We start from the raw sequence: 24,421 nt of genomic DNA on the forward strand, positions 1-24,421 counted from the left end.
CACGAAAGCTGTGTTGAATTATCAAAAAGACATCTCTACAATGAGGTGTCTTTTTTTGTTTGAAAAATTATGAAGAATAAAATCCTCGTCACAGGCGGCGCAGGCTACATCGGCTCACACACTTGTATAGCCTTGCATCATGCAGGTTACGAGATAGTTGTTTATGACAATCTATCTAACAGTAGCCGTGAAGCGATCAATCGTGTCTCTCACCTTATTGGTGCACCTATTGAGTTTATTAAGGGGGACATCCGTGATGCCAAGGCATTGAGACAAGTGTTCGACGCTCATCAATTCTTTGGTGTCATACATTTTGCGGGATTAAAAGCCGTCGGTGAATCCGTCGCCAAGCCCTTACTTTATTATAATAACAACGTCAGTGGCACCATCACCTTACTCGAAGTCATGGCAGAGTACGACGTTAAGAACCTCGTGTTTTCTTCTTCTGCTACGGTATACGGTGATCCTGAGACCCTGCCTATCGATGAGACCGCTCCGCGCTCCTGTACAAACCCTTACGGCCAAAGCAAGCTGACCGTCGAGTATATCCTAGAAGATCTAGCCGTCTCCGATCCTAGCTGGAGTCTAATCTCTCTGAGATACTTCAATCCAGTAGGCGCGCATCCATCAGGGCAGATAGGCGAAGATCCAAACGACATTCCAAACAATCTCATGCCCTATATCTCGCAAGTCGCTGTCGGTAAGCTGGAGAAACTTAGTATCTTTGGCAACGACTATCCGACCGTCGATGGTACAGGCGTGCGGGACTTTATCCATGTCAGTGATTTGGCCGCCGGTCATGTCGCGGCATTGAATTATTTACAGCAGCAAGTTCATGTACAGCACAGCTCAGTAGGGTTTTTGCCTATTAATTTAGGAACTGGCACAGGTACGTCGGTGTTAGAGCTGGTCAATGCCTTTACCGACATCACAGGGCAGCGCGTGCCGTATCAGTTTGTCGCGCGCCGTGCCGGAGACGTCGCTAGCTGCTATGCCAGTGCCGATAAAGCCAAAGTGCTACTTGGCTGGTACGCTAAGCTGTCTGTCGCTGAGATGTGTGCAGATACCTGGCGCTGGCAAAGTCAAAACCCGAATGGCTATTATGTATCATAATTTTTCTAATTGATGTATATAGTAATAGTATATAGTATATAGTTTTTTCAAATCATATTTCTAATCTTAAAGAAGGACATAATTTATGTCAGATAACATTGAGCAAGCACTTGATAACTTAGTAACGCCACATGGTAGCCCAGCCCTAAACATTTTATTGCTTGAAGGCGAAATGCTAGAAAATGCTTTAAAAAAAGCAGAGACATTACCAAGCGTTACAATGAGTTCTCGCGAGCGTGGTGATTTAATCATGTTTGGTATTGGTGGCTTTACTCCTTTAGACGGCTTTATGAATAAAGCGGACTGGCAGGGTGTTTGTGATGACATGGAGTTGAAATCAGGGGAGAATGAAGGTCTATTCTGGCCAATTCCTATCACATTATCAGCCAGTTCAGAGCAAGCGGAAGGCTTTGAGATTGGTGATGAGATTGCTTTGAAAGCCGAAGATGGCGAAATCATGGGTATCTTAACGCTTGAAGAGAAGTACACCATTGATAAAGAGCATGAATGCAGAACAGTGTTTGGTACAACAGATACTGACCATCCAGGTGTGAAGAAAGTGATGGAGCAGGCGGAAGTTAACCTAGCTGGACGTGTTGAAGTGTTCAGTCAAGGGGAGTTCCCAACGGAATATGCGGGTATCTATATGACGCCAACGCAAACACGTGAAGAGTTTGCGAAGAAAGGCTGGAAGAAAGTTGCTGCTTTCCAAACACGTAATCCGATGCACCGTTCACATGAATATCTAGCAAAAATTGCTGTAGAAATCTGTGATGGCGTGATGATTCACTCGCTACTTGGTGCATTAAAGCCAGGTGATATTCCTGCAGAAGTACGCCAAGAAGCGATTGGAACTCTAATTGATAACTACTTCAAAAAAGATACGGTAATTCAGTCTGGTTATCCATTAGATATGCGTTATGCAGGGCCTCGTGAGGCGTTATTGCATGCTTTATTTAGACAGAACTATGGTTGTTCAGAGCTAATCGTAGGACGTGATCATGCAGGTGTAGGTGATTATTACGGCGCATTTGATGCTCAAGATATCTTCGACCAAATTCCAGAAAATGCACTGAAGACCAAACCAATTAAAATTGATTGGACTTTCTGGTGTAATGCTTGCCAATCAATGGCATCTACCAAGACCTGCCCACACGATGCTGACCAGCATGTAAAAGTATCAGGTACCAAGCTTCGCAAAGCGTTATCTGAAGATGAGGAGGTTCCAGAGAACTTTAGCCGCCCAGAAGTATTACAGATTCTTCGCGACTACTATGCAACGATTGCAAAAGAAGATCGTGCTAAAGTTGAGCTGAAAGGTGCTTCTGCTAAGTAATTAAAGAAACATAATTACAATTTAAATAGAAACCGAGCCGCACTCTAATAATAGTAAGTTCAACTTCGATTATTAGAGTGCGGCTTTTTTAAACAGTAAATGGCTTATAAATTAGATACATTATGAAAAAGAAAATTATAGTTACTGGTGGTGCAGGATTTATTGGTTCAGCTGTGGTTAGACACTTAATAAATGATACGGATCATACGGTTTTAAATCTGGATAAGCTAACTTATGCGGGCTGCTTAGCGTCTCTTAGTGATGTTGAAAATTCTGATCGATACGAGTTTGTTCAAGCAGATATCTGTGATTTTGAGAAATGTCAGTCTGTTATTAATGAATTTCAGCCAGATATTATTATGCACTTAGCGGCTGAAAGTCATGTTGATAGATCTATTGACGGTCCAAAAGAATTTATTGAAACCAATGTTATAGGTACCTATAACCTGTTGGAGATATCTAGAGCTTACTATCAAGGTTTGAGTGATGATAAACAAGCTGGGTTTCGATTCCACCATATCTCAACAGATGAGGTGTATGGTGATTTAGAAGGGACCGATGACTTATTTACTGAAACGACTTCTTATGCACCTAGCAGTCCATATTCAGCAAGTAAAGCTTCTTCAGATCACCTTGTCAGAGCTTGGCAGCGTACATTTGGACTGCCGACGTTGATAACGAACTGTTCAAACAACTATGGCCCTTATCATTTTCCTGAAAAGTTGATTCCACTAACGATATTGAATGCTTTAGCAGGAAAGCCTTTACCGATTTATGGAGATGGTAAACAAATTAGAGACTGGTTGTTTGTTGAAGATCACGCACGTGCTTTAGTTTTAGTAGCAACGACAGGTGAAATTGGTGAAACCTACAATATCGGTGGTCACAATGAGAAGCAGAACATCGAAGTTGTTAAAACGATCTGTAAACATCTTGAGACGCTTGCGCTTAACAAGCCTGAAGGTGTTTTAAGTTACGAAGATTTGATTACTTATGTCACTGATAGACCAGGGCATGATGTCCGATATGCAATTGATGCATCGAAGATTGAAAAAGAGCTTGGTTGGACGCCAAACGAAACCTTTGACACAGGTCTCAAGAAGACAGTGCAGTGGTATTTGGATAATACTACTTGGTGGCAGTCTATCCAAGATGGCTCTTACCAAGACATCAACAACAAATTGGCGAAAAAATAATGGCTAAGAAGATAGTACTCCTTGCACATACAGGGCAGGTTGGATTTGAGTTACATCGCCAGCTACAGTCTTTGGGTTCGATTATCACAGTCAGCCGTGGTGATGTGAACTTTTTAGACTCTGATGCTGTGTATAAGCATATTGATGAGCTAGCACCTGACATTATTGTCAACGCTGCTGCATATACGGCAGTTGATAAAGCAGAAACAGATGAGAACAATGCCTTTGCTTTAAATAGAGACTTACCGAAGATTTTGGCTAAATTAAGCGTAATACATGATGCGCTTTTGGTTCACTACTCAACTGATTACGTTTACCCCGGTGATGGTGAAAAACCTTGGTCAGAAGATGACTTAACAGGACCTCAGAATTTATATGGCCAATCAAAGCTTGAAGGTGATTTAGCAGTAGAAAATATTGCTTCGAAATTTCTAATTTTTAGAACAAGTTGGGTTTATGCGGCTCGTGGCAGTAATTTCCTGCTCAGTATGCTGAGATTGGGTAAAGAGCGAGAAGCGCTTAATATTGTGAGTGATCAAATTGGCGCACCAACACCAGCACGTTTGATTGCAACGGTCACCTCACTGTGTATTCAAAAGTTTATGGCATCTAACAATGCTAATAAATTGAGCGGTGTTTATCATTTAGCACCAAGAGGATTCACCAGTTGGCATGGCTTTGCTCAAATGATATTTAAAAGAGCGCGTGCAGAAGGTGTCACGTTAGCCTTAAAAGAAGACGGTCTGGGTCAAATAGAGTCTACTGAATACCCAACACCAGCAGCCCGTCCTTTAAACTCGCGCTTAAGTCTCGATAAAATAGAATCAGCGTTTGGTCTAGCAATGCCAACATGGCAAAGTCAGCTATGCTTAACCTTTGAGGAATGGCTGGAAATGAATAAAAGTTAGGTTTTTTCAGTGAGATTTGAGTAAAATGGGTTTGGCTAGAACAAATAGCTTAACTGAAAATTAAGTTTATCTGTATTTTAAATGAAAATAAAATTAATAAGGTTGAAGCAATTATGACAAAAGGTATTGTGCTGGCAGGCGGTTCGGGAACACGGTTGCACCCTATCACCATGGGTGTTTCAAAGCAGCTGCTGCCTGTTTATGACAAACCTATGATTTACTATCCAATTTCGGTATTAATGCTTGCTGGAATTTCTGAAGTACTTATTATATCTACGCCTGATGACATGCCAGCCTATCAAAAACTATTAGGCACGGGTGAAAGATTTGGCGTTAAATTCAGTTATGCAGTTCAGCCAAATCCAGATGGCCTTGCCCAAGCCTTCATTATCGGTGAGGAGTTCATTGGTGATGATTCAGTTTGTTTGGTGTTGGGCGATAATATTTTCCATGGCCAACACTTCTCTGTGCAGCTCAAGCAGGCCACTGAACGTAAAAATGGTGCAACAGTATTTGGTTACTTGGTTAATGATCCTGAGCGCTTTGGTGTGGTTGATTTCGATGAGAATGGAAAAGCCATCTCGATTGAAGAAAAGCCAGCTAATCCAAAATCAAACTATGCTGTTACTGGCCTGTACTTCTATGACAACGATGTTGTTTCAATTGCTAAGTCTGTTAAGCCATCTGATCGTGGAGAGCTTGAAATCACTTCAGTCAATAATGCTTATTTAGAACGTGGAGATTTGCACGTTGAGAAATTAGGCCGCGGCTTTGCTTGGTTAGATACGGGAACTCACGACTCACTGCTTGAAGCAAGTAGTTATGTACAGACTGTTGAACATCGTCAAGGTTTAAAAGTAGCTAGCCTCGAAGAAATTGCTTGGCGTAATGGATGGATCGATGACAAGCAACTTGTAGCTGAAGGTAATAAATTTAAGAAAACGCAGTATGGACAGTATTTATTAAAGTTGCTTGAAAGCTAATACTTAATAATTTACCTCTCTCTCGTTTTGGCACAGTTGCTTATACAAAATATTGGTAAAATATTAAATAAGTATGTAATCAAGGTTGAATGCTATGGAATATAAGAAGTTAGAAATACCCGATGTGGTTTTAATGACCCCTCCTGTATTTGGTGATGAAAGAGGTTTCTTTATGGAAACTTTCCGTCAATCAGAGTTTGAAAAAAACTGCGGTAACTACCAGTTTGTGCAGGATAATCACAGCAGTTCATCAAAAAATATATTGCGTGGTTTGCATTATCAACATGAGAAGCCACAAGGAAAGCTGGTCCGAGTTGTTCGGGGTGAAGTATTTGATGTGGCTGTTGATATGCGTAAAGACTCACCGACATTTGGTCAGTGGGTAGGCGAATACCTGAGTGCAGATAACAAACGAATACTTTGGGTTCCCCCTGGCTTTGCCCATGGTTTTATCGTTACCAGTAAGCAAGCTGAGTTTGTTTACAAATGCACGGACTATTACAATCCGGGTGATGAATACTCTTTGATGTGGAATGATGACACTATTGGAGTTGACTGGCCTGCAGGTGTTAACCCAATACTTTCAGATAAAGACGCTAAGGGGCTTACGTTCGAAGAAGCACCTAAGTTTTAGCTCACCCCACCGTTGGTTATTATATACAAGAAGCCTCTATCTTAAGATAGAGGCTTCTTGCTAGCTAATCTTTTGAAGTAAATGGCTATTAACCTTAACCTAGGTTAGGTAATGTGTATTAATCACTTGATTGGTAGTCGAGTTGACTACTTTAATCGTAGATTTTGCGGCAAAGGCAGCTTTAGGTAGCTTGCAAGCATACCCAACATAGCCGTTACGTGGCGCACCAAAGGCCCTCATGTTTAGTAAAAGCTGGTCTGCAGTTATTTCTTGGAAGAGCTTATCGTCTATATAAAGACTTAAGTGAACAGCCTCATCATTATTGATGGTATAGGCCCATCCATGTATGCGTAGCTTTTCGATAGAAGAATCGCCATACGTCCAAGGCTGTGTTTGCTTAAATAAAGCCTTTCTTCCTTCAAACATATGAAGGGCTGTTTCGTAAAGCTCGAAATCAGTTTTATTGTTTATTTTGATTAATTCGTAAACGTCAGTGGTAGGCTCGGGTTTCTTAATAATGCCTTTATTGCTATTGAGTTCCGTTAGGTTTAAGTTGTACATTTTATTAATCATAGCTAGGCTTAATGCATATTGTTCTGTCATACCTATAAAGCCGATTTGACGAAGTGGCAAACCAGCTAAATATTTTGACTGAACATTCTGATAGCGTTTATCAGTAACAAAGGTCTCTAAGCTTTCACTATAATTGTTGTGATATGTGTGATGGCTATAGTGAGACAATACTTGATCTATGGGATTCCTGATGAAACAAAATATATTTTGAGATCGGAAGTGGAATCTATTCGTTTTTAGTCTCGTATGCCCTGTAAATACTTTAACATTATGAGTCCCTAGATAGCTTTCAAAATCAAAGCCATTATTACGGATATTATGAATAACATCGCTTGTTTCTGAGTTTTGTCCATAATCCTTTAATAAGCGATTAGGATACTCCCTTTCCAAGGCGTGTCTTAAGCTAGTGCCTGCAGTTTTTGGGATATGTATAAAAAACAGTGTTTCATTCATTTTATAACCAACTAAAGTAGTAACGATAGGCTGCTCACATTAGACCGTGAAGTTTTCTTTATTTGCAGCAAAATTAGGGTTGTGATATGGGTCGCTCTTAATATAGGTATCCCACTTGTGATGCATATATTCCACCTCTTTTAAGAATCGAGCTTTCTTTTCAGGTGTGGTATCTTTGCCACGAGATAACGATTCATAATGGTATAACTCTGCATAAGGAGTCCAAACATTACGATACCCTTTTTTGAAAGACTTAAGACACAGGTCAACATCATTATAAGCAACCGGTAATTTCTCTTCTTCAAACCCATCAATTTCTTCAAAGACAGAACGACGAATAGCTAGGCATGCACCAGTGACCGCTAAATAGTTCTGAACCTGTTTCAGCCTACCTAAGTAACCATCGCTGTCTTGATCAAAAAATCGATGCGAGTGGCCTGCCACATGTCCTAGGCCCATAATGACCCCGGCATGTTGAATAAGGCCATTCTCATAATATAGCTTAGCACCCACACAGCCAATATCTTCTCTTAGAGCTTGGCGTACCAGTTCTGTTAACCAGTTGGCACTTATGACTTTTACGTCATTATTCAAGAATACTAACACTGGAGCACTGGTATGTTTGGCAGCAAAGTTATTGATTGCCGAATAATTGAAAGGATAAGGGTAGTCCAAGCAAGTCACATTGGTATGTTGTGATACTAAGCGCTCAAAGTATTCTAAAGAGCTGGCTTTTTCACTATTGTTGTTAACTATAATAATCTCATAGTTGGTATAGGTTGTATTGGCAAAAATGCTATCAACAGCTGTTTTTACAAGGTCAATACTGTCCTTAGTAGGAATGATTATAGTAACTCTAGGTAAGATCTTAGGAAGAGGCCAAGTTATACGATGTGTGTTAGGGAGTATTCCGAAATCAACTTGTATGTCGGGGTTGATTCTGTTTAAAAACTGTTCTGCACAAGGTAAATCACTTGGTTTTCCAAGGGCTAGAGGTTGATGGTGGTTCAATATCATCTCAGAGTGTTCATTGATAGAAGGCTTCTGCTCTAATAAAACATGTGTTTCATCTGTTAAAGTTTTATGTAATAAAACTTTAGGGATATGAAAAATATTTTGAGGTGATTCTTGACTTGTTATTAAGTAGTGACCGTATAGAAATGAATCTCCGAACGTAGAATTAAAGCCTCCGTATTTTGATAAGCTTTCATAAGATAGGTAGCAGTTATCACCAATATAGTTTTGTGAATAAAGTAAATCAATATTTAGGCTTTGTTTGAAGATAGGGTGCAGTCTTTGCTGTTCGAGTATATGGTCTTCATCAAAATATATGATTTCACAATTCGAATGTTTATGGATAGCGTGAGTCAACTCGCTAAACATATAAGGCGACAAGGTGCTGTATACGCTACTATCAAGAAATAGGCAGTGGGGCGGTTTATTCGCAGTCAAAAACTCGTTTAGTGAATCTACGGCTTTGTCAGAATCAGTTGTTATGATATTAAAAGTTCCAGCCGTGTACTTGCTCATGATGCGTTGTTGGTCAAAAGCAACAGCCGTTAATAGTAAGATTTTATTGTTAAGCCCAAAATTTTCTAATTGTTCAATTATTTTTTCACAACTTTCGAGCTGAGCAGTATCGTAGGCCTTCAATATGATTTGAAAGCTTAAAGGATTGGAGCTGAGTGGACTCCATAATTTATGTTCTTTGAACTTTACCCACTGTCTGTAGTTGCACTGGTTCTCATGGGTAGGGAAGCAGATGTTGTAAAGCTCCCAAAGCTCTTCAAAGTGCATATGCTTTAGACTAGCTATATCGTAATCTAATTTGTTGATTAGCTTTTGTTTGATTTTTTGTCTGGCAAAAGACTTGGAAGCTTTGTTTATCTCGATGGATAAATCCACACTATTAAATCTCGTGGCACTTGATAAAAGAATATCTTTGACATCAGAGGGCACCCATATAAGGCGTTTACTGACGCCCTTCTTGGTTAATGGGAGTGCGTAGGAGAGTTTATCACCTGATTCTAGAAGAATATGCACCTGATAATAACCAAGTGTGTGGTCACTTTTATTTTCAACTTCAAGAAAATAGAAGCCATAAAGCAGCCTTTTCTTAAAATCAGAAAAAGTTAAGTGATAGACAGTTGCACTGTTTGTTTGCAGCTCATTGCGTACCAAGTTGACGGTGCTTTTTTTAATTTGGGGAGATATTTTGTGATTTAACCACGAAAGAAGTTTCATAGACAGCTGATCATCAAGTCTTGGAGGTATTATAGGTGAGTGTTGGGTACGTTATAGTTATAATCACGTCGATTAAATTTTGTTTGCTGCGATAAAACTGCTTTTGTGGTAGTTCCTAACTGATAGTCCAAGCCAAACGTCAGCCAGGCTTCCTATGTCTATTGCCATACCGCCCTGGTCTTTGATTATTGAGCAATAATACTTGCCTAACAATCCTGCACTAACTAAAAAAAGCTCTCCATTATCTACATTATTGATAAGGTCGCTGTTAATTATTTCTTCAAACCGAGTAGGGTAGTGAGTATGCTCAGGGGTTGAACTGATATTTAAAGCTTGAGGGGGTATTAAAACTGTCTTTCCTGGATTAACACTAAAGGCTTTTTCAATAGTAGGTAGCAGCTCAGGGTAGCACGTTATCACAGATATTTTGTCAGCATATCTTAATAAATCAGGAAGAGCTGATGCTATTTGTTTATGTATATGCCATTGGCATAAGTTTTTTTGTGAAAGAGCATATGCTGATAGGTGAGTCAGAGATGATCTTACACCAACAACACCAGTAGCTCCTCGAAGCTTTAGCTCTGGTTTAGACAAAGTCTCAATGTTCTGGAATTGTTGATCATGCTGAATGCGAGTTGGTAGACCAATAAAATCTGCATTTAATATTGCTTTGACTAAATACTCTGAAAAAGTATCCCACTGGTCTGCACTCGGTGCGTTATCTCCAAACATCATATCTAAGATATGAAACATACAATAACTTGCTAAGTAGGGGTAGTTGAGAGAGTTATAGTGCCAAAATAGTACATTCCCCTCTCCATCACCAAGCCTAATCAGTGAAAAAGGTTTAGAAGTAGAGATATACTCTTTTAATTTGGTGATGAGTATGTCTTCAGATTCAGGATATGACAGGTTGTTTTCAACCAAATCATCAACGATATTATTGAATCTGTCAAAAATAGGTCTGCCTTCTGCAAATTTCTTTACCTCTTGAAAGGCTAGATTAGCAAATCCTGGGCGAGTGATGTTCTTCTTAGTTAAGACTATATCCGAAAGATTAGACTGCATTGACATGTTATTTAGCCTTCTCATCAGTTAACTCACTTAATGTAATACTTTTCTCGGGCATAAACTGAAGAATTGTATTTAAGTCTTCATCAAGAGTGGTCATTTCTGGACACTTTGGCTTAAGATTGAAATCTCTCATTATTAGCATATCGCAATGATTGACCAAGAACTGATTATTATCTTCATATAATTTACGAATGTTTGATGCGGTGATGTCATCAATATAAAAGCCGTTCGCAAAGCGCTTCGTATTTGTTGTTGCGATTTCGGACAGACGTCTATATAGACGTTTATCTGACTCATAGCCAAGTCGGTTGTATAAGAGCTTAAAATACAACAGATTACCGCCAATAGAGGGGTTAGAATCAGCTTCTGGTTGATGGAACTTGTTATGATCCTTTGATATATCTAGTCCTGAAACAACAAGAAAGTCATCAATAATATCCTGATTTTTCAAAGCACTTCTATGAAAGTAGTGCACTGATATGGTATCAGCTATTGCTTCCCATCTATCATAAAATGCATGATAATTCAGCTTCGTTTGTTCAGCATAAGCCTCAAAGCCTCTAGATTCATTGGTGTTTTGGACTCTTTGGGCGTAAGCGCTTTGTAGATAATCCAATATCTCACGAAAATAGACGACAACATGTAGGTGGTAGTCACTAAAAAAGTTACGAAGAGCCTTTAGATTTCTGCAGTTTTGAAAAGCTTCGCTACTTATGATGATCGTATCAAAGCCTTCAGACTCCTGCTTCAGTTGAGCTTTTAGTTGTTCGAAATCCTTACTCTCTGGCTGTGGTCTCTCAAGAAAATGGGCAAGACGATGATGGGCAACTTGCTTGCCTCGCCCTGTACTAGGATACAAAATCCCCATGTCTCTTAAAGCACCTCTATTTGCATGCAAGAAACCTTGAAGAGAAGAGGTACCAGATTTGTGACGACCAATATGCAGTATGACTTTTTTCATTACAGTCCTTTTTCTTGAGAAGATAAGGATATCTTATTCAAACCTTTTAACAGCGCTGACCAACCTGCGTCAAAAGAGTAGTTGGTGCGATAAAAATCTTGCATGCGCTTTGAATCCGATAACCACTGTTCATCAGTCAGTTGCATGATATGATCAACCTTTTCAGCAAATGATTTTGGGCTATCATAGGCTGATAGGATGCTGTCTACATCGCGAATGCCTTCTAATCCTATTGTTGTCGATATAATAGGAATACCGTTTTTAAAGCCTTCAATTACTTTGCCCTTAACACCTGCGCCTGATAGCAATGGTATGGCAATGGCGCGGCTACGATGGTAAATAGCATCTAATTCGGCATCAGAAACAGCGCCATGGACAATGACGTTATTATGTCGCTCACTAAGTTTGTATATCTCATCGGTTGGGTTAGGGCCAACAATGTTGAGCATGATACTATCGTCTTTGATATGAGGCAAGATAGACTCTATTAACCAAATAACCGCCTCTTGGTTTGGTTTGTGGTTCATGCCACCCACAAAAGTCAACTCGTGGCTAACAGGCGCCTTCTGATATGTTGGGATCTGGCTCATATCTTTACTAATATATAGTGGTAAGACGCCGACATTATCAAGTTGATAGTTATCAATTAAATATTGCTTTTCGTATTCGCTTGGCGTGAAAGCAAAATCCATACTCGCGATCAAATTAACTTCATTAGGCTCATTCTTCTTAGTAAGCTCAGCAAGCTCATTATTCCCTGCATTAAGTGCTTGTCGATATTCACGGAGTGAGTGGATGTCGTGCACAAAATATAGCATTGGTATATCATGTTTTTGACACGTTGTTAAATGAGCAGCAGCCACATGTGGACGGTTCAAAATGACGGCATCTATATAACCTTTGGTACCAATGAGCCAGTTGTTCCAGTCGTACTCAACACCGAGTGCTGGTGGATAGAATGTTTCTATACCCATCTGCTCGAGTTCACGTGCAAGTTGTAGTTGCCTTAAGTTCTCTACTTTACAGGCGAGGTATTTCACAACATACCCTTTATCAAGCAACAGCTCAATATAATTAAAAGTATGTCTAGCGCCGGCATGACGATCGTATTCAGGTAGTAGATAATCAATGATTGCAATCACTGGCTTGTCCATACTGCGCTCTCGAGCATTTAATATGCGCTCTCCCGTAGTATGCTCACGTTCTAGAACCTCTTTCCATTTCTCAAAGAAGTTCTGTTTGTTGGTCACCTGATAGGCCTTGATACCTGAGCTGGTATCTGTCCCATGAGATTTTCCTTCGAAATGAATGACTTGAGATGCAGGTTGTAGCATCACTTTGCCACCATTTTCTCTTGCCTGCATACATAAATCTGTATCTTCGTAATAAGCAGGTTCAAATAGTTTGTCAAAGCCGCCAACTTGCTTCCAAAAATCACTAGTGACCATTAATGCAGCGCCAGAGATATAGTCGCTAGGCTTTATATAGCAGTACTCAGGTTTGCTGGGCACGCCGTCATTACGCCCATAATTTGCTCCGCCTGCATTATTCCAAACAATGCCGCCAGCTTCTTGTAGGCTACCATCAGCATAAATTAGCTTCGACCCTGTAATCAGTGTTTCTGGGTATTTTTCATAAACCGCAGTGAGGCTTGATAACCAGTGAGGCTGAACTTGGGTGTCATTGTTTAAGAATATAATGTATTTGCCACGTGCTTTGCTTGCTGCTAAGTTACAGTTACCAGAAAAACCTAAGTTTTTGGGTGTACGCGATATAACAAGGTTTTTAAAGTGCTCTTTAGCATTGATGGTCTCATCGGTTGAACAGTCATCTGCTAATATGATTTCAAAGGGGGTTTCCTCTTGATTGGTAAAGGCAAGAATCGAGGCCAAGCAGTCCGAGGTATAAGACCACTCGTTATAAACAGGAACCACAATCGAGACCAGTGGCTTTTCTTGATACGCAATGTCATAAGTGCTATCAGGCTGGTTCGCGATTAGGAACGGTATGCTGCCTTCAAAAGGACTGGCAGGACGGATGGTCTCGAAATCATAACCACTATCTGCAGCAATATATAGAAACAGTCTTTCTATGACATGTGCGAGCGTCGCATTCATCTGTCCATCTTCTGGCTCAAAGTCTTGCAGACTTAACTTTCCTGAAAATAAGGGTGCTAGTGCCTGTGGTTTAAACCAAAACATTGAACCAGCGGGAAAATGTAGTTCAAAGCGATTGAGTATGTCTTCGCTTATTTCTAATTTTTCGAGAGTTTTTTTGCCATAATCTAGCATACTTTCCCAGTGCATATGCTCAACGACAGCAGGGAAAGGAAGAGGCATTAAAGCGCCAAGATTTTTGGTTTTATCTTGCATTCTGTGTAGTAGATGGCTGATATACACAGGGCTGTGTAGCAAATTTTCTAAACTATACTCAAGCCATCCCGATAAAGCACTACCATACGGGCTTTTTTTAGAATGAAGGTGCAACGCAAAATCATAGTTGAGTAGTTCTTGACCAAAACCAATAACCATAGGGGCAATATCACGTCCACGGTTAGGCAGCACTTTAATGCTCAATTTGTCTAAATTATTGATATGACTTAGGGTCTCTTGTAAAAGAGCGGCTTTTTCTTCTGTATCAGTTGATACTAAGAGGTCAAAAGGATATGGGATATTATTCAAATATTCAGAAAATATATCACTCAGTTCTGCATAATACATATGCACCATAACGGCAATACTGCCTGGAGAAGACGGTTGAGCTGTGGAGTCAAAAAATTTACCTGTTGCTAAAGCCGGAGGGATGGTCTGGCTTAGGGCATTAATAGAATAACCCTTAGCCCGACCAACTCGCAGGTAGTGAACTAGTGGATTGATCTCTAAAATCTCTGCTTGGGTCATTTGTGCTTTATAGAAGCGAGTATTAAATCGCTCACTAGGATCCCTATTTTCATTGGCTCCAAACTTCAAATAATGTGTTAAAGGGTCCACTCCCGCATTCAGAATGTCGGGGTACTTTTTTAAATAAAAATGAGGATCAAAGGTATTGCTATTTTTGACCAACAAATAATCTTCTCTTAGTGAGTCAGAAAGAGCCGATGTGTTTTGATGGTATATGGCAGAAGATATTTGTCTACTCTCATGAATCCCATAGCGGAGATAATGTATGAGAGGATTCATCCCAGATTTTTGGACATCTGGATATGTCGATAAGTAGAACCCAGTATCAAATTTCTTAGATGGGTTGCGCCCCTCTTTCCAACCGTTATGTAAGTAATGTAGTGCTGGATCGATGGATGCATCCGTAACATCCGGGTAGGTGCGTGTATAAAACATCGCATCAAATAACTCACTATGTTTGAGCAGTCGTAGGTTTCGGTCTGTAACTGCTAATAAGCTTTCAACGACAAACGGCTTATTATCTGGGTGAGTTAAATAATGATACAAACTGTTAACATCTTCAGCTATGCCTGTGCTATCCCTATAAGACTTGGTATTAAAGTGGGGACTAGGGTCACGGCCTTCAGCATCACCGTGTAGAACATAGTGTGTTATAGGGTGGAGCTTGCCTTCCACCACATCTGGGTAGTGGGTCTTATACCAACGCTCGTTAAATAGATTTGAGTTTTTTATTTTGCGAACCAAATCTAGTTGAAACTTGGTTAGTTTGTTATATTTATAGGCAGGCATATCAGATGAACCCTTCCATTTCTAGGTGTTTGATAATTGAGTAGTTGATTGTGAGCTAGGCACGTATTTGTTGCAAATATTGTTTGTATCGGTTCTCAAAAACTCTTTGAGCTGTTTCATACAGCGTAATCTCTGGTTGCAAAGCTGCTAACATTTCAGCATAGGTTTGTGGAGATAGGCTTTCTTGAACATATTTGGTCTTGTCACTGATATTTTTTGATGCTTCTGAAATATTTTGTTGGGTCGGTGTTATGGGTTGTCTAAGCTCCGGGAAATAGTTTTTTAGACGGTGACAAATAAACTCAAATGACTCATCAAAACGGTCAACAAGACCAAAACAGCGGGCCGTCTGCATATTATGTAGTGCACTGTTCACTACTACGCCAGTTAGCTCATCGCGATTCCAGTTTATAATATATCGACTGTCTGCTATAGTTGCCAACTGTATACCAAAACAGGCATTGATTTTGGGGTTGTTGAGATTGCGGCGCACATACATCTCCATGGTGACATCGTCACCCATTAACTTCTGTACGTCTTTCTCAAAATGGTAGCATGATTGAATTCGCTCAACGGGGTTGCGTAAGAAAAAAACGGGATGAAAGACAACGTTTGAATAGACTGGTGCGGGAAGCCCCACTTGATGAGAGGTAATAACGTTAGAAGAGGGATTAGCTCTTTGTATTTCCGTCAAGTGCTCAATGCTGATTCTGGCACCAGGATCTTCGGTATCATAAGCAGTCATCTTGTCATTAAATAATTTAAGCAAAGCACGATCGAATGTCGTTCCAGCGTTTTTAAAAATATGTAAATGTAATAAAACATGATGTAAGTTTGAATCAGTCATAGTGCGCCCGTAACATAACCACAATTTAGTTCGAGTAATATATCATAGGACGATGAGTTTAGATAAGCCTTGCTGTAGACCCTTATCAGATTCGATATGGCTGATTGTAGCCACGATAGAAAGCGGGCATGTTGCTGGTGTTTGATTTGTTAAGTGATTTGAATGACAGGCTGTAGTTATCAGCCTTTATAACTAGTGTGAGATAAATCGTTTAATTAGACCTCTTGCAAAAGTCATAGTTTTAGCTCGAAATTAATGATACCAGCAAACAGCTTCATTCTAAGATCATAGCGCTGACGACGGTTGCGATATTTATGAGCCACGATTTTAAACAACTTTATTAAGCCTATTTTGTGTTCAACCACAATACGGAACTTTGCCAGATAGTGATTGGCCTGTTTGCATATCTCCAATAACTGACCACCACGAGGTTTCTTAAATGGTGTGAAGGTTTGCTTATGTAGATTTGCTATACCCTGATAACCACTGTCTGCTAGATAGTTAGTATTCTCAGGTAACCAATCAGGACAAGTATCTTTATACAGCTTAAAATCGTGGATTGACCCTTTACAGGTTTGCACATCAAGTATCAAGCCGGTTTGCCAATGGACGATAACCTGCGCTTTTAAGGTGTGTTGTTTTTTCTTGCCGCTGTAGTAGTCGCTTTGGTTTTTTTTGGACGCTCAATTGGGGTTTCGGTGGCATCGACGATGACGACTGACCAATTGATGTCCTCATCGACACGACTGGGCAGCTTTTTAGGCAATTCAAACTTGCCAGAGTCAATCAGTGTGTCTTCTACTTTACGAATGATACGGCTAGCAGAAGACTCATGAATACCAAAGTCCATACTGATATGATAAAGCGTGCGGTATTCACGCCAATAAGTCAGGGCTAGTAGTATCTGCTCCTTAAGACTGAGCACACTTGGTCTGCCTGATTTGGTCTTAGATGCTTCATGCTCTTGTATGGCCTCAAGCATGTCATAGAAGGTGGCTTTATGAATGCCAGTATAGCGTTTAAAACCAGCGTCACTTTGTTTGAGTAGCTTATCTATGTTTGGCATGGTTCCTAAAAAGTTATGAGTGTCTTCTTATTTTAATTCCCTTTGCTACTTTTGCAAGAGGTCTATTGATTGGTTTTTAATGTTACGCTTTTGAGAAAATAAAAGGTTACTATTTTATCTTCATAACTAATCAGGTTTTATGAATTAAAAAACCTTCTTTCCAGTATATAAAAATTATAAGGATGGTTTGCTAAAACTGAGTGTTATCGAACATTTTTAAGCCGATTATGTAGAGCCCTGTCTTTCAAGAATAGCTATTATGCTATGGAGTTATTTATGAAATTATTTCACGCAATAATGGCAGGTGGTGTTGGTAGTCGCCTTTGGCCTTTATCACGCAAAGCCTATCCTAAGCAGTTTTTTCCGTTAGCTAATGAGAAAACGATGTTAGCAGATACACTTATGCGATTAGATGCTCTTGATATTTCGGGGAATATCTTACTGTGTAGTGAGGGCCATAAGTTTTTGGTGGCTGACAGCCTTAGCGATGTTGATATAGATGCTGATATTATTCTAGAGCCAGTCGGTAAAAACACCGCTCCCGCAGCTTTGCTTGCTGCTCTGCATGTCATAGAACACCATGATGATGGTGTCTTGCTTTTATCCCCTTCGGATCATGCTATAGCACGTGTTGATGACTTAATAAGCAGTATAGAGGAAAGCCTACCTTTTGCTATTGAGGGACATATCATCACCTTTGGTATCACTCCAACTCAACCAGAAACTGGTTATGGTTATATTAAAATGGGTGAGTCAATTAATGGCGAGGAACAGGACAGACTTCGAGCTATTAGTAAATTTGTTGAGAAGCCTGATATAGATAAAGCAAAGGATTATCTGGCGCAGGGCGACTATCTGTGGAATAGTGGCATATTCATGTTTAGAGCAACGTCGTTATTAGCGGAGATGGAGCAATACCAACCTGAGATTGTTCGTGCTTGTAAGGCCGCCTATCAAGCAAAATCGAAAAAACCACCCTTTTATGATGTAGATCCAGAAGCATTTGCCAAATGTCCAGAGGACTCGCTTGATTATGCCATCATGGAACATACTGATAAGGGGTTGGTTGCTCAACTGGATGTGCAGTGGAATGACCTTGGGTCATGGAATGCTATTTGGGATTATCGTGATAAAGACAGTAATGGCAATGTCATAGATGCTGATGCGCTGACAATAAAAACCACCAATAGTATTATTCGTACAGAAAATAAGAAGCTGGTTGCAACAATTGGCCTTGATAATGTGGCTATTATTGAGACAGACGATGCTTTGTTAGTAGCTAGTCTTGACTGTGCTCAAGAAGTGAAAGATTTAGTGGATACATTAAAGCAAGAGAAACGTTCTGAATATATTTACCATCGAGAAGTTCATCGCCCGTGGGGGAAGTTTGATGGAGTAGATAGTGGCGAGCGCTATCAGGTAAAGCGTATAACCGTCAAACCTGGCGAAAAGCTTTCTGTCCAAATGCATTATCACCGTGCGGAGCACTGGGTTGTGGTGGGTGGGACTGCTTTAGTCTACAAAGGTCAGGATAAAGACAACTTAACATCACACCTATTGCGTGAAAACGAATCTATCTATATAGCAGTGGGCGAGATTCACAGTTTAGAGAATCCAGGGAAAGTACCGTTAGAAATTATTGAAGTTCAATCAGGTGCGTATTTGGGAGAGGATGATATTGTTCGCTTTAGTGATGAGTATGGGCGTTAAAAAAAGTAAGTAAAGGCTTAGTAATTAGTATGTAGATAGCTCTTAAAATTAAAAAATTAGTTGAGAAGGTGGTTCGTTTTGAAAAAGAAGATAGTTGCACAGGTAGAGTTTATCAAGTCGATAGGTGCGTTTGATGAACAGTACTATCTAACTCAGTTTGACGAGAGTAGTTTACCAGAGGTAGATCTAGTTCAGCATTACTTGGAGACTGGTTTTCGTGAGTCTAAAGATCCGAGCATATGGTTTGATACTAGCTACTATTTATCTGAAAATGACGATGTTGCCAAAGTTGGTATAAACCCACTTCTCCATTACTTGCAATATGGCATTGTAGAGAAGCGTAAACCAACAAACTCTATCTCATTAGCTTTACTAAGCTCTTTAGATGAGGTGGAATACACTGCTGAAAAGCTTGAAATATTAAATAAACACCAGCTGTTATTAAAAAGCCTACCTAATAATAACTCGAAGGTGTCACTTGGGGTTAAAGATGAATTTATAACTTTAGTTCATGCAGTAGACCAAAAGATAGCTAAAAACCCTTATTTTGATGCGGAATGGTATGGCAACACTTATGGTGTTCCCGTCGAAAAATCTTGGGAACATTTTTGTGAGTTAGGCACGCTTTTGTATTTAGCACCATGTAAGCAGTTATTAGCAGTCAAAGGAAAAATGAAGGAGTTTAATCAAGAAGAGTGGTTCACTGCTCTTATGAAGTTACCACATAGGCTTAATTTGATTGATTATAATGAGCTTAATGATATACAGAAATGCTATGAAGTTTACGTGTCTGGATTATTCGACAAAGAGTGGTACATAAATCACTATCCAGACTTGCGCGATTCTGTTGATGCATTGATGCATTTTAGTATATTTGGTGTTTATGAAAATCACAGTCCAAATGAACTGTTTAATCAGGAGTGGTATAAAGAAAACTACTCCTTAATAGATAGCCAAATTCCGTTGGTGCATTACCTTAAGAACTGGAGAAATCAAGCTTTTAATCCAAGTCTTCAGTTTGACGTTAATAAGTACTTACTTGCATACAAAGACGTTGCAAAAGAAGGAGTTGAGCCGTTAGCTCATTATATTAAGATAGGTCGTTCAGAAGGAAGGGTATCATTCTCTAGTGTTGGTGGAAGAACTGATAAAATAAATCTTTTTAGTGAGTCACCATTGTTTATTGCTGAATGGTACAATGCAGTTAATGAAGATTTACGTGATATGGGTCTTGATACTGTAAAACACTATTCTACATTTGGAGAAAAAGAAGGGAGGAAGCCTAACCCTTATTTCAATCCAATTTGGTATAAAAAACAGTACTCTTTAGATGATGAGCAATCACCTTTATTTCATTACCTTATGGAAGGGTTCTCTGAGGGCAATGCAACTTCGCCTGAGTTTGATAGCAAAGCTTATCTGAATCATTATGATTTACAAAACATAGAGATTTCAGCTTTGGAGCATTTTCTAACCATAGGTAGGAAGCAAGGCTTTAAGCCAATAGCCTTTACAGGTGATGCAAATCAAACGCTTAAGAAAGACAAGACGGCAAAATTAGTTGATAACCCTGCATTAAGAAGTTTTCTTGATACTATTGAGAAGCCTCTAAACCCTACTTCGCAAGAGTTCTATAGCAATAGACTAAACATTCACTGGGTTATACCTGACTTTGCTAAAGGCGCAGGTGGGCATATGACAATATTTCGAACCATACGATGGTTGGAGATATTTGGGCATACTTGCACAATTTGGATATATAATCCAAGCATGAATCAGTCAGGTGTTGAGGGCTATGAAACTATAGTTAAGCATTTTCAACAAATAAAAGCAGAGGTTAAAATTGTTGAAAATGGATTTGATCAGGCTGAAGGGGACGCTATATTTGCTACAGACTGGGGTTCTATGAACTACGTGACCAGTGCTAGTAACTTTAAAAGACGTTTCTATTTTGTACAAGATTATGAGCCAGAATTTTATGCTATGGGCTCCTTAAAGTTAGCTGCTTTACAAAGTTATAACCACGATGTGGATTGTATCTGCGCAAGTCCTTGGCTGTCACAGCTTATGCAGACGAAACATAATTTATGGGCTACTCCGTTTCATCTTGCATATGATAAGGAAATATATAACCAAGACAATATCACTAGACAAAACTCAAATGAAGTATTCAAGATTGCTTTCTATGCGCGTCACTTCACGGAAAGACGAGCAGTGGAACTTGGTTTATTAGCTCTAGAGCAATTAGGAAAGTGGGGCTTACCAATAGAGGTGCATACTTTTGGTGCGCCTTTAAAAACTAACTCAGCTCCTTTTAAGCTAGTAGATCACGGAGTGGTATCACCAAATCAATTAGCAGAGTTCTATAAAGACTGTGATTTAGGCATTGTGTTCTCAGCGACCAACTACTCCTTAATTCCTCAAGAAATGATGGCATGTGGCATACCAGTGTGTGAGCTGGATACCGAAAGTACACGTGCAATTTTTAATGAAGATATTGTTAAGTTTTTGAACCCAAATCCCAGGATAATGGCTGAGCAAATAAAGTCTCTTCTATTTAAATATGAAGAGTTAAATGCGATGGCTGAAAGAGCGACTGAGTGGGTGAATCAGTTTAGTTGGGAGAAATCTGCCAGAATTGTGGAACAGGGCATTCTTGAGCGATTAGCTAAAAAGGGGTTTAAGTCGGTTGAATATGAAGTCTCACCTTCTGAGATTAAAGCTTCTGTGATTATACCAACCTACAATGGTGGTGAGCCGTTTAAGCACGTACTAGATGCTTTGATGAAACAAAGAGCCCCTTGGCCTTATGAAGTGGTCATCGTCGATAGTGGCTCTAAAGATGGAACAATAGAGTATATTCATAACTATCCAGAAGTTAAATTGTTGCATATTGACTCTAAAGACTTTCAGCATGGAAGAACGAGGAACTATGCTATTGAGCATACTCGAGGGGAGTTTGTTGCGGTATTAACGCATGATGCATTACCGGCGGATGAATTTTGGCTTTACAATATTGTTTCGCTGTTAGAGCATTATCCAGATGCGGCAGGTGCTTTTGGTAGACACTTCGCTTATAACGACGCTGATCCGTATACTAAAAAAGATTTAATCGATCATTTTAATGGATTTGATAATTTCCCTATAAATCTCAGCAAGTATACTGACGAAGAGAAATATAACAGTGAGGATAGAGGTTGGCGTCAGGTTCTGCATTTCTACTCTGACAATAACTCTTGCATGCGTAAATCTGTATGGGAAAAAATTCCTTATCCAGAAGTGCCTTTTGGTGAGGATCAGGCTTGGGCCAAGCTCGTAACTGATGCAGGTTATGAAAAACTATATTCTAAGGCTGCAACGGTTTATCATTCCCATGACTTCGATTATGAAGAAACGCGCAAACGTGCTTCTGAAGAAGCAGAGTTTTTTGCTAGTTACTTTGGTTATGAGATGGTAAATGAAAATACAGTAAATGATACTATCTCTGATTTGAATCAAAGAGATAGGCAGTATGGTGAGTCAGTGGGGTGGGATGAAGCCACTATAGAAAATAGAATGCAAATTAATGAAGCGAGAATTCTAGGATTTATAGATGGGCAGAAAAGCGTTTTCAAAGGTTGAAGTTGTATTTGAAATTATTAATTAAATTAAGGATATATCAATGACTAGACAAGCATATGTACTCGAGAATAATAACTTGGTGGTATATTGGAGCCCTAAAGCTGCCTGTACAACAGTTGTTAACCAGATTTTTTATGAGGTGTTAGGTTTAAATGATAGAGATATAAATGGTAGTAAATCTGATGCTAGGGGGTATCTAGGTCAAAACTATCAAAAGAATGCTTTGCAGAGTATGAATTATTGCAAAAACAAAGGGTTCACTTCTATAGGTCTTATTAGAGAGCCATACGATCGGCTTATTAGCGCTTATATTAATAAATTTGTTAACTATCATGGTAATGATATTGATGAGGAGTGTAAGTTAGAACCATTTGCATTAAACTTTTACAGAAATGTGTTACTTAAAGAAGGAATAGTAGAGAGAGATTCAGGTGGCTATAAAGGGGTTAGTTTCAAACAGTTCGTGAATGGAGTATGTCATGTTATTGACTCAAATGTGCAAGGTGAGCCAAGCTTAGACCATCATTGGAATACCCAAATCCCATTTTTATATAGAGAGCATGATTTTAAATACGATTATTTATTTGAACTATCAGATACAGATGCTTTTTTCGAGAAGCTTGGTGAGCTCACTGGCACTAAGTTAAATAATAAAAAGTTAAACGTGAGTAGTTATAGTGAAGTGTCTGTTAATGAAGATTTTACTGATTTATCAAGTCTAGATTTACAAGATGAATCTGGATTGTCTAAGGAAAACTTATCAAATAGTACTCTTAGAGAAAAGGTTCTTAAGTCATTCGCAATCGATTATCTATACTTAAGAAGTTACGGATATGATTACTAAGATGAGGTAAGTGAATGTTAAATAATAACGATATAGAAAATTTAAGAGATATAGCTTTAGGTATTCAAAAAAACATCCAAAGTTTGCTCTTGCCTTATTGATTTGTGCGCATAAGTATAGACCTGAAGGGTTGGTTATCTTTAATAAAATGCAAGAAATCAACCGAGATCACCCAGGGCTAGATAATGAGATTATAGAAGAGGGTATTGAGAAAGTATTAATCCGTGCAGCATTCTTTTTAGAGAGATATCCCGCTTATTTAATAAGAATTCTACCTGCTGTTAAGAAATTATGTGATAGTGACTTGTTAAGTGAGTTAAGTGAGTTAAGTGAGTTAAGTGATTTGCTCGAGAGGAATAAATATTTAGTAGATATTGAATTAGAGTTTAGCTATCTACGGAACCAAGTCTCTACTTTAAGGGATAGACTTTCGAGTATTCATGCGGCTCTCTGCTATTCTAACCAATTTAGTATTCAAAGTGTTGACGACTACTCATCGAAGGTTAGCCCTGTAGAAGTCTTAAACAAAAACTCTACAACAACATTAGTAGTTTTTAGTGGTATGGCAAGAAGGCCTTCAATGGCTGTTAAAGAGTTTTACAGAAGTTTGAGTGGAAGAGATGTTAATATTATTTTCTTAAAGGATTTTTACCAATGTTGGTATGAAAAAGGTTTGATAGGGATTACAGATGACTTCCAATCAACAGCTGAGTATATTTTATCGATAATTCCAGAAAAAACAAAGAATTTGATTTTCTTGGGAACTTCTGCGGGTGGGTATGCTGCTATTAAAGCAGGAGTCACACTAAACGCAAATAGAGTTGTTGCGCTCTCGCCGCAGACTAATATTAACCGCAGAGTCTTCAACATGTTTAAATCGTATGATTCAGAAATAAATGGTTTGGATCTATCTAAAGAGAAGGTTGATCTAAAAAGCTTTCTTGACTTGTCGAGTTACTCAGGAGAGCTTGAGATATACTATGGTGAAAACAATAATGTCGATAGAGCTGCTGCTTTAAGATTGCAGGAGTATGCAAGCTTAAAAAGTTTACCAACGAATACCCATAATGTTGCTGAATATATGAAATCTACAGGGAAGCTAGAAAAATTTCTGGATGATTTAACTAAGATTTAGGTTGTAGTAATTATTAATTGGGTGAAGCAGAGTC

At 39.2% G+C, this 24,421-nt stretch carries 17 protein-coding genes and 1 pseudogene; 10 read left to right on the top strand and 8 right to left on the bottom strand.

Going from position 1 to position 24,421, the window contains the following annotated elements; genetic code table 11:
• Nucleotides 1–69 precede the first annotated feature (69 nt).
• From galE to rfbC, 6 genes are all read left to right on the top strand, one after another.
• A complete protein-coding gene (galE, locus tag C6W44_RS05530; RefSeq protein WP_105244557.1) occupies nt 70–1,113 on the top strand; it encodes a UDP-glucose 4-epimerase GalE in 1,044 nt (347 codons plus the stop codon).
• 85 nt (nt 1,114–1,198) lie between these two features.
• Nucleotides 1,199–2,449, top strand: coding sequence for a sulfate adenylyltransferase (sat, locus tag C6W44_RS05535; protein WP_105244558.1), 1,251 nt, complete (start codon nt 1,199–1,201; stop codon nt 2,447–2,449).
• A 122-nt stretch (nt 2,450–2,571) separates the two neighbouring features.
• Complete coding sequence (gene rfbB, locus C6W44_RS05540) at nt 2,572–3,645, top strand: dTDP-glucose 4,6-dehydratase (protein ID WP_105244559.1); 1,074 nt, start codon at nt 2,572–2,574, stop codon at nt 3,643–3,645.
• Nucleotides 3,645–4,553, top strand: coding sequence for a dTDP-4-dehydrorhamnose reductase (rfbD, locus tag C6W44_RS05545; protein WP_105244560.1), 909 nt, complete (start codon nt 3,645–3,647; stop codon nt 4,551–4,553). The genes rfbB and rfbD overlap by 1 nt, the downstream gene beginning before the upstream one ends.
• A 113-nt stretch (nt 4,554–4,666) precedes the next feature.
• Nucleotides 4,667–5,536, top strand: a complete 870-nt coding sequence (gene rfbA, locus C6W44_RS05550) for a glucose-1-phosphate thymidylyltransferase RfbA (protein ID WP_105244561.1) — start codon at nt 4,667–4,669, stop codon at nt 5,534–5,536.
• A 94-nt stretch (nt 5,537–5,630) separates the two neighbouring features.
• Nucleotides 5,631–6,170, top strand: a complete 540-nt coding sequence (gene rfbC, locus C6W44_RS05555; RefSeq protein WP_105244562.1) for a dTDP-4-dehydrorhamnose 3,5-epimerase — start codon at nt 5,631–5,633, stop codon at nt 6,168–6,170.
• A 99-nt stretch (nt 6,171–6,269) separates the two neighbouring features.
• Here rfbC and C6W44_RS05560 read toward each other — a convergent pair whose 3' ends face one another.
• The 8 genes and pseudogenes from C6W44_RS05560 to C6W44_RS05595 all read right to left on the bottom strand — a co-directional run bounded on the left by C6W44_RS05560 (nt 6,270) and on the right by C6W44_RS05595 (nt 17,077).
• Nucleotides 6,270–7,196 carry a sulfotransferase family 2 domain-containing protein gene (locus C6W44_RS05560; RefSeq protein WP_105244563.1) on the bottom strand — a complete coding sequence of 309 codons (927 nt, stop codon included), beginning with the start codon at nt 7,194–7,196 and terminating at the stop codon, nt 6,270–6,272.
• A gap of 39 nt (nt 7,197–7,235) precedes the next feature.
• Nucleotides 7,236–9,440: a glycosyltransferase family 2 protein gene (locus C6W44_RS05565; RefSeq protein ID WP_105244564.1), complete on the bottom strand. Its 2,205-nt coding sequence runs from the start codon at nt 9,438–9,440 to the stop codon at nt 7,236–7,238.
• A gap of 72 nt (nt 9,441–9,512) precedes the next feature.
• The gene (locus C6W44_RS05570; protein ID WP_105244565.1) at nt 9,513–10,514 is read right to left on the bottom strand and encodes a hypothetical protein; all 1,002 of its coding nucleotides are present in this window, start codon (nt 10,512–10,514) and stop codon (nt 9,513–9,515) included.
• A gap of 1 nt (nt 10,515) precedes the next feature.
• Nucleotides 10,516–11,475 (bottom strand): hypothetical protein, encoded by a 960-nt coding sequence (locus C6W44_RS05575; protein ID WP_105244566.1) that lies wholly within the window; start codon nt 11,473–11,475, stop codon nt 10,516–10,518.
• A complete protein-coding gene (locus C6W44_RS05580; RefSeq protein ID WP_105244567.1) occupies nt 11,475–15,164 on the bottom strand; it encodes a rhamnan synthesis F family protein in 3,690 nt (1,229 codons plus the stop codon). Before C6W44_RS05580 ends, C6W44_RS05575 begins: the two co-directional genes overlap by 1 nt.
• A 55-nt stretch (nt 15,165–15,219) precedes the next feature.
• The gene (locus C6W44_RS13380; RefSeq protein WP_158676697.1) at nt 15,220–16,011 is read right to left on the bottom strand and encodes a sulfotransferase family 2 domain-containing protein; all 792 of its coding nucleotides are present in this window, start codon (nt 16,009–16,011) and stop codon (nt 15,220–15,222) included.
• 233 nt (nt 16,012–16,244) lie between these two features.
• Nucleotides 16,245–16,628 (bottom strand): annotated as a pseudogene (locus C6W44_RS05590) (transposase family protein); the annotation flags it as partial.
• A gap of 8 nt (nt 16,629–16,636) precedes the next feature.
• Nucleotides 16,637–17,077 carry a transposase family protein gene (locus C6W44_RS05595; RefSeq protein WP_105244570.1) on the bottom strand — a complete coding sequence of 147 codons (441 nt, stop codon included), beginning with the start codon at nt 17,075–17,077 and terminating at the stop codon, nt 16,637–16,639.
• A gap of 276 nt (nt 17,078–17,353) precedes the next feature.
• On the opposite strand from C6W44_RS05595, the gene C6W44_RS05600 reads away from it, so the two are divergent.
• From C6W44_RS05600 to C6W44_RS05615, 4 genes are all read left to right on the top strand, one after another.
• On the top strand, nt 17,354–18,787 hold the full coding sequence (locus tag C6W44_RS05600; RefSeq protein WP_105244571.1) for a mannose-1-phosphate guanylyltransferase/mannose-6-phosphate isomerase: 1,434 nt from the start codon (nt 17,354–17,356) through the stop codon (nt 18,785–18,787).
• Between the two features lie 78 nt (nt 18,788–18,865).
• Nucleotides 18,866–22,408: a glycosyltransferase gene (locus C6W44_RS05605; RefSeq protein ID WP_105244572.1), complete on the top strand. Its 3,543-nt coding sequence runs from the start codon at nt 18,866–18,868 to the stop codon at nt 22,406–22,408.
• 40 nt (nt 22,409–22,448) lie between these two features.
• Complete coding sequence (locus C6W44_RS05610) at nt 22,449–23,252, top strand: sulfotransferase family 2 domain-containing protein (RefSeq protein ID WP_105244573.1); 804 nt, start codon at nt 22,449–22,451, stop codon at nt 23,250–23,252.
• Between the two features lie 148 nt (nt 23,253–23,400).
• Nucleotides 23,401–24,387 (top strand): hypothetical protein, encoded by a 987-nt coding sequence (locus tag C6W44_RS05615; RefSeq protein ID WP_105244574.1) that lies wholly within the window; start codon nt 23,401–23,403, stop codon nt 24,385–24,387.
• The last annotated feature ends 34 nt before the right edge of the window (nt 24,388–24,421 follow it).

Source organism: Psychrobacter sp. Marseille-P5312, from assembly GCF_900291405.1.
Lineage (GTDB): Bacteria > Pseudomonadota > Gammaproteobacteria > Pseudomonadales > Moraxellaceae > Psychrobacter > Psychrobacter celer.

What these genes read in the sequence shown, in the direction of transcription:
- galE (WP_105244557.1), top strand. Translation starts at nt 70, where the DNA reads ATGAAGAATAAAATCCTCGTCACAGGCGGCGCAGGCTACATCGGCTCA.
- sat (WP_105244558.1), top strand. Translation starts at nt 1,199, where the DNA reads ATGTCAGATAACATTGAGCAAGCACTTGATAACTTAGTAACGCCACAT.
- rfbB (WP_105244559.1), top strand. Translation starts at nt 2,572, where the DNA reads ATGAAAAAGAAAATTATAGTTACTGGTGGTGCAGGATTTATTGGTTCA.
- rfbD (WP_105244560.1), top strand. Translation starts at nt 3,645, where the DNA reads ATGGCTAAGAAGATAGTACTCCTTGCACATACAGGGCAGGTTGGATTT.
- rfbA (WP_105244561.1), top strand. Translation starts at nt 4,667, where the DNA reads ATGACAAAAGGTATTGTGCTGGCAGGCGGTTCGGGAACACGGTTGCAC.
- rfbC (WP_105244562.1), top strand. Translation starts at nt 5,631, where the DNA reads ATGGAATATAAGAAGTTAGAAATACCCGATGTGGTTTTAATGACCCCT.
- C6W44_RS05560 (WP_105244563.1), bottom strand. Translation starts at nt 7,196, where the DNA reads ATGAATGAAACACTGTTTTTTATACATATCCCAAAAACTGCAGGCACT.
- C6W44_RS05565 (WP_105244564.1), bottom strand. Translation starts at nt 9,440, where the DNA reads ATGAAACTTCTTTCGTGGTTAAATCACAAAATATCTCCCCAAATTAAA.
- C6W44_RS05570 (WP_105244565.1), bottom strand. Translation starts at nt 10,514, where the DNA reads ATGTCAATGCAGTCTAATCTTTCGGATATAGTCTTAACTAAGAAGAAC.
- C6W44_RS05575 (WP_105244566.1), bottom strand. Translation starts at nt 11,475, where the DNA reads ATGAAAAAAGTCATACTGCATATTGGTCGTCACAAATCTGGTACCTCT.
- C6W44_RS05580 (WP_105244567.1), bottom strand. Translation starts at nt 15,164, where the DNA reads ATGCCTGCCTATAAATATAACAAACTAACCAAGTTTCAACTAGATTTG.
- C6W44_RS13380 (WP_158676697.1), bottom strand. Translation starts at nt 16,011, where the DNA reads ATGACTGATTCAAACTTACATCATGTTTTATTACATTTACATATTTTT.
- C6W44_RS05595 (WP_105244570.1), bottom strand. Translation starts at nt 17,077, where the DNA reads ATGCCAAACATAGATAAGCTACTCAAACAAAGTGACGCTGGTTTTAAA.
- C6W44_RS05600 (WP_105244571.1), top strand. Translation starts at nt 17,354, where the DNA reads ATGAAATTATTTCACGCAATAATGGCAGGTGGTGTTGGTAGTCGCCTT.
- C6W44_RS05610 (WP_105244573.1), top strand. Translation starts at nt 22,449, where the DNA reads ATGACTAGACAAGCATATGTACTCGAGAATAATAACTTGGTGGTATAT.
- C6W44_RS05615 (WP_105244574.1), top strand. Translation starts at nt 23,401, where the DNA reads ATGCAAGAAATCAACCGAGATCACCCAGGGCTAGATAATGAGATTATA.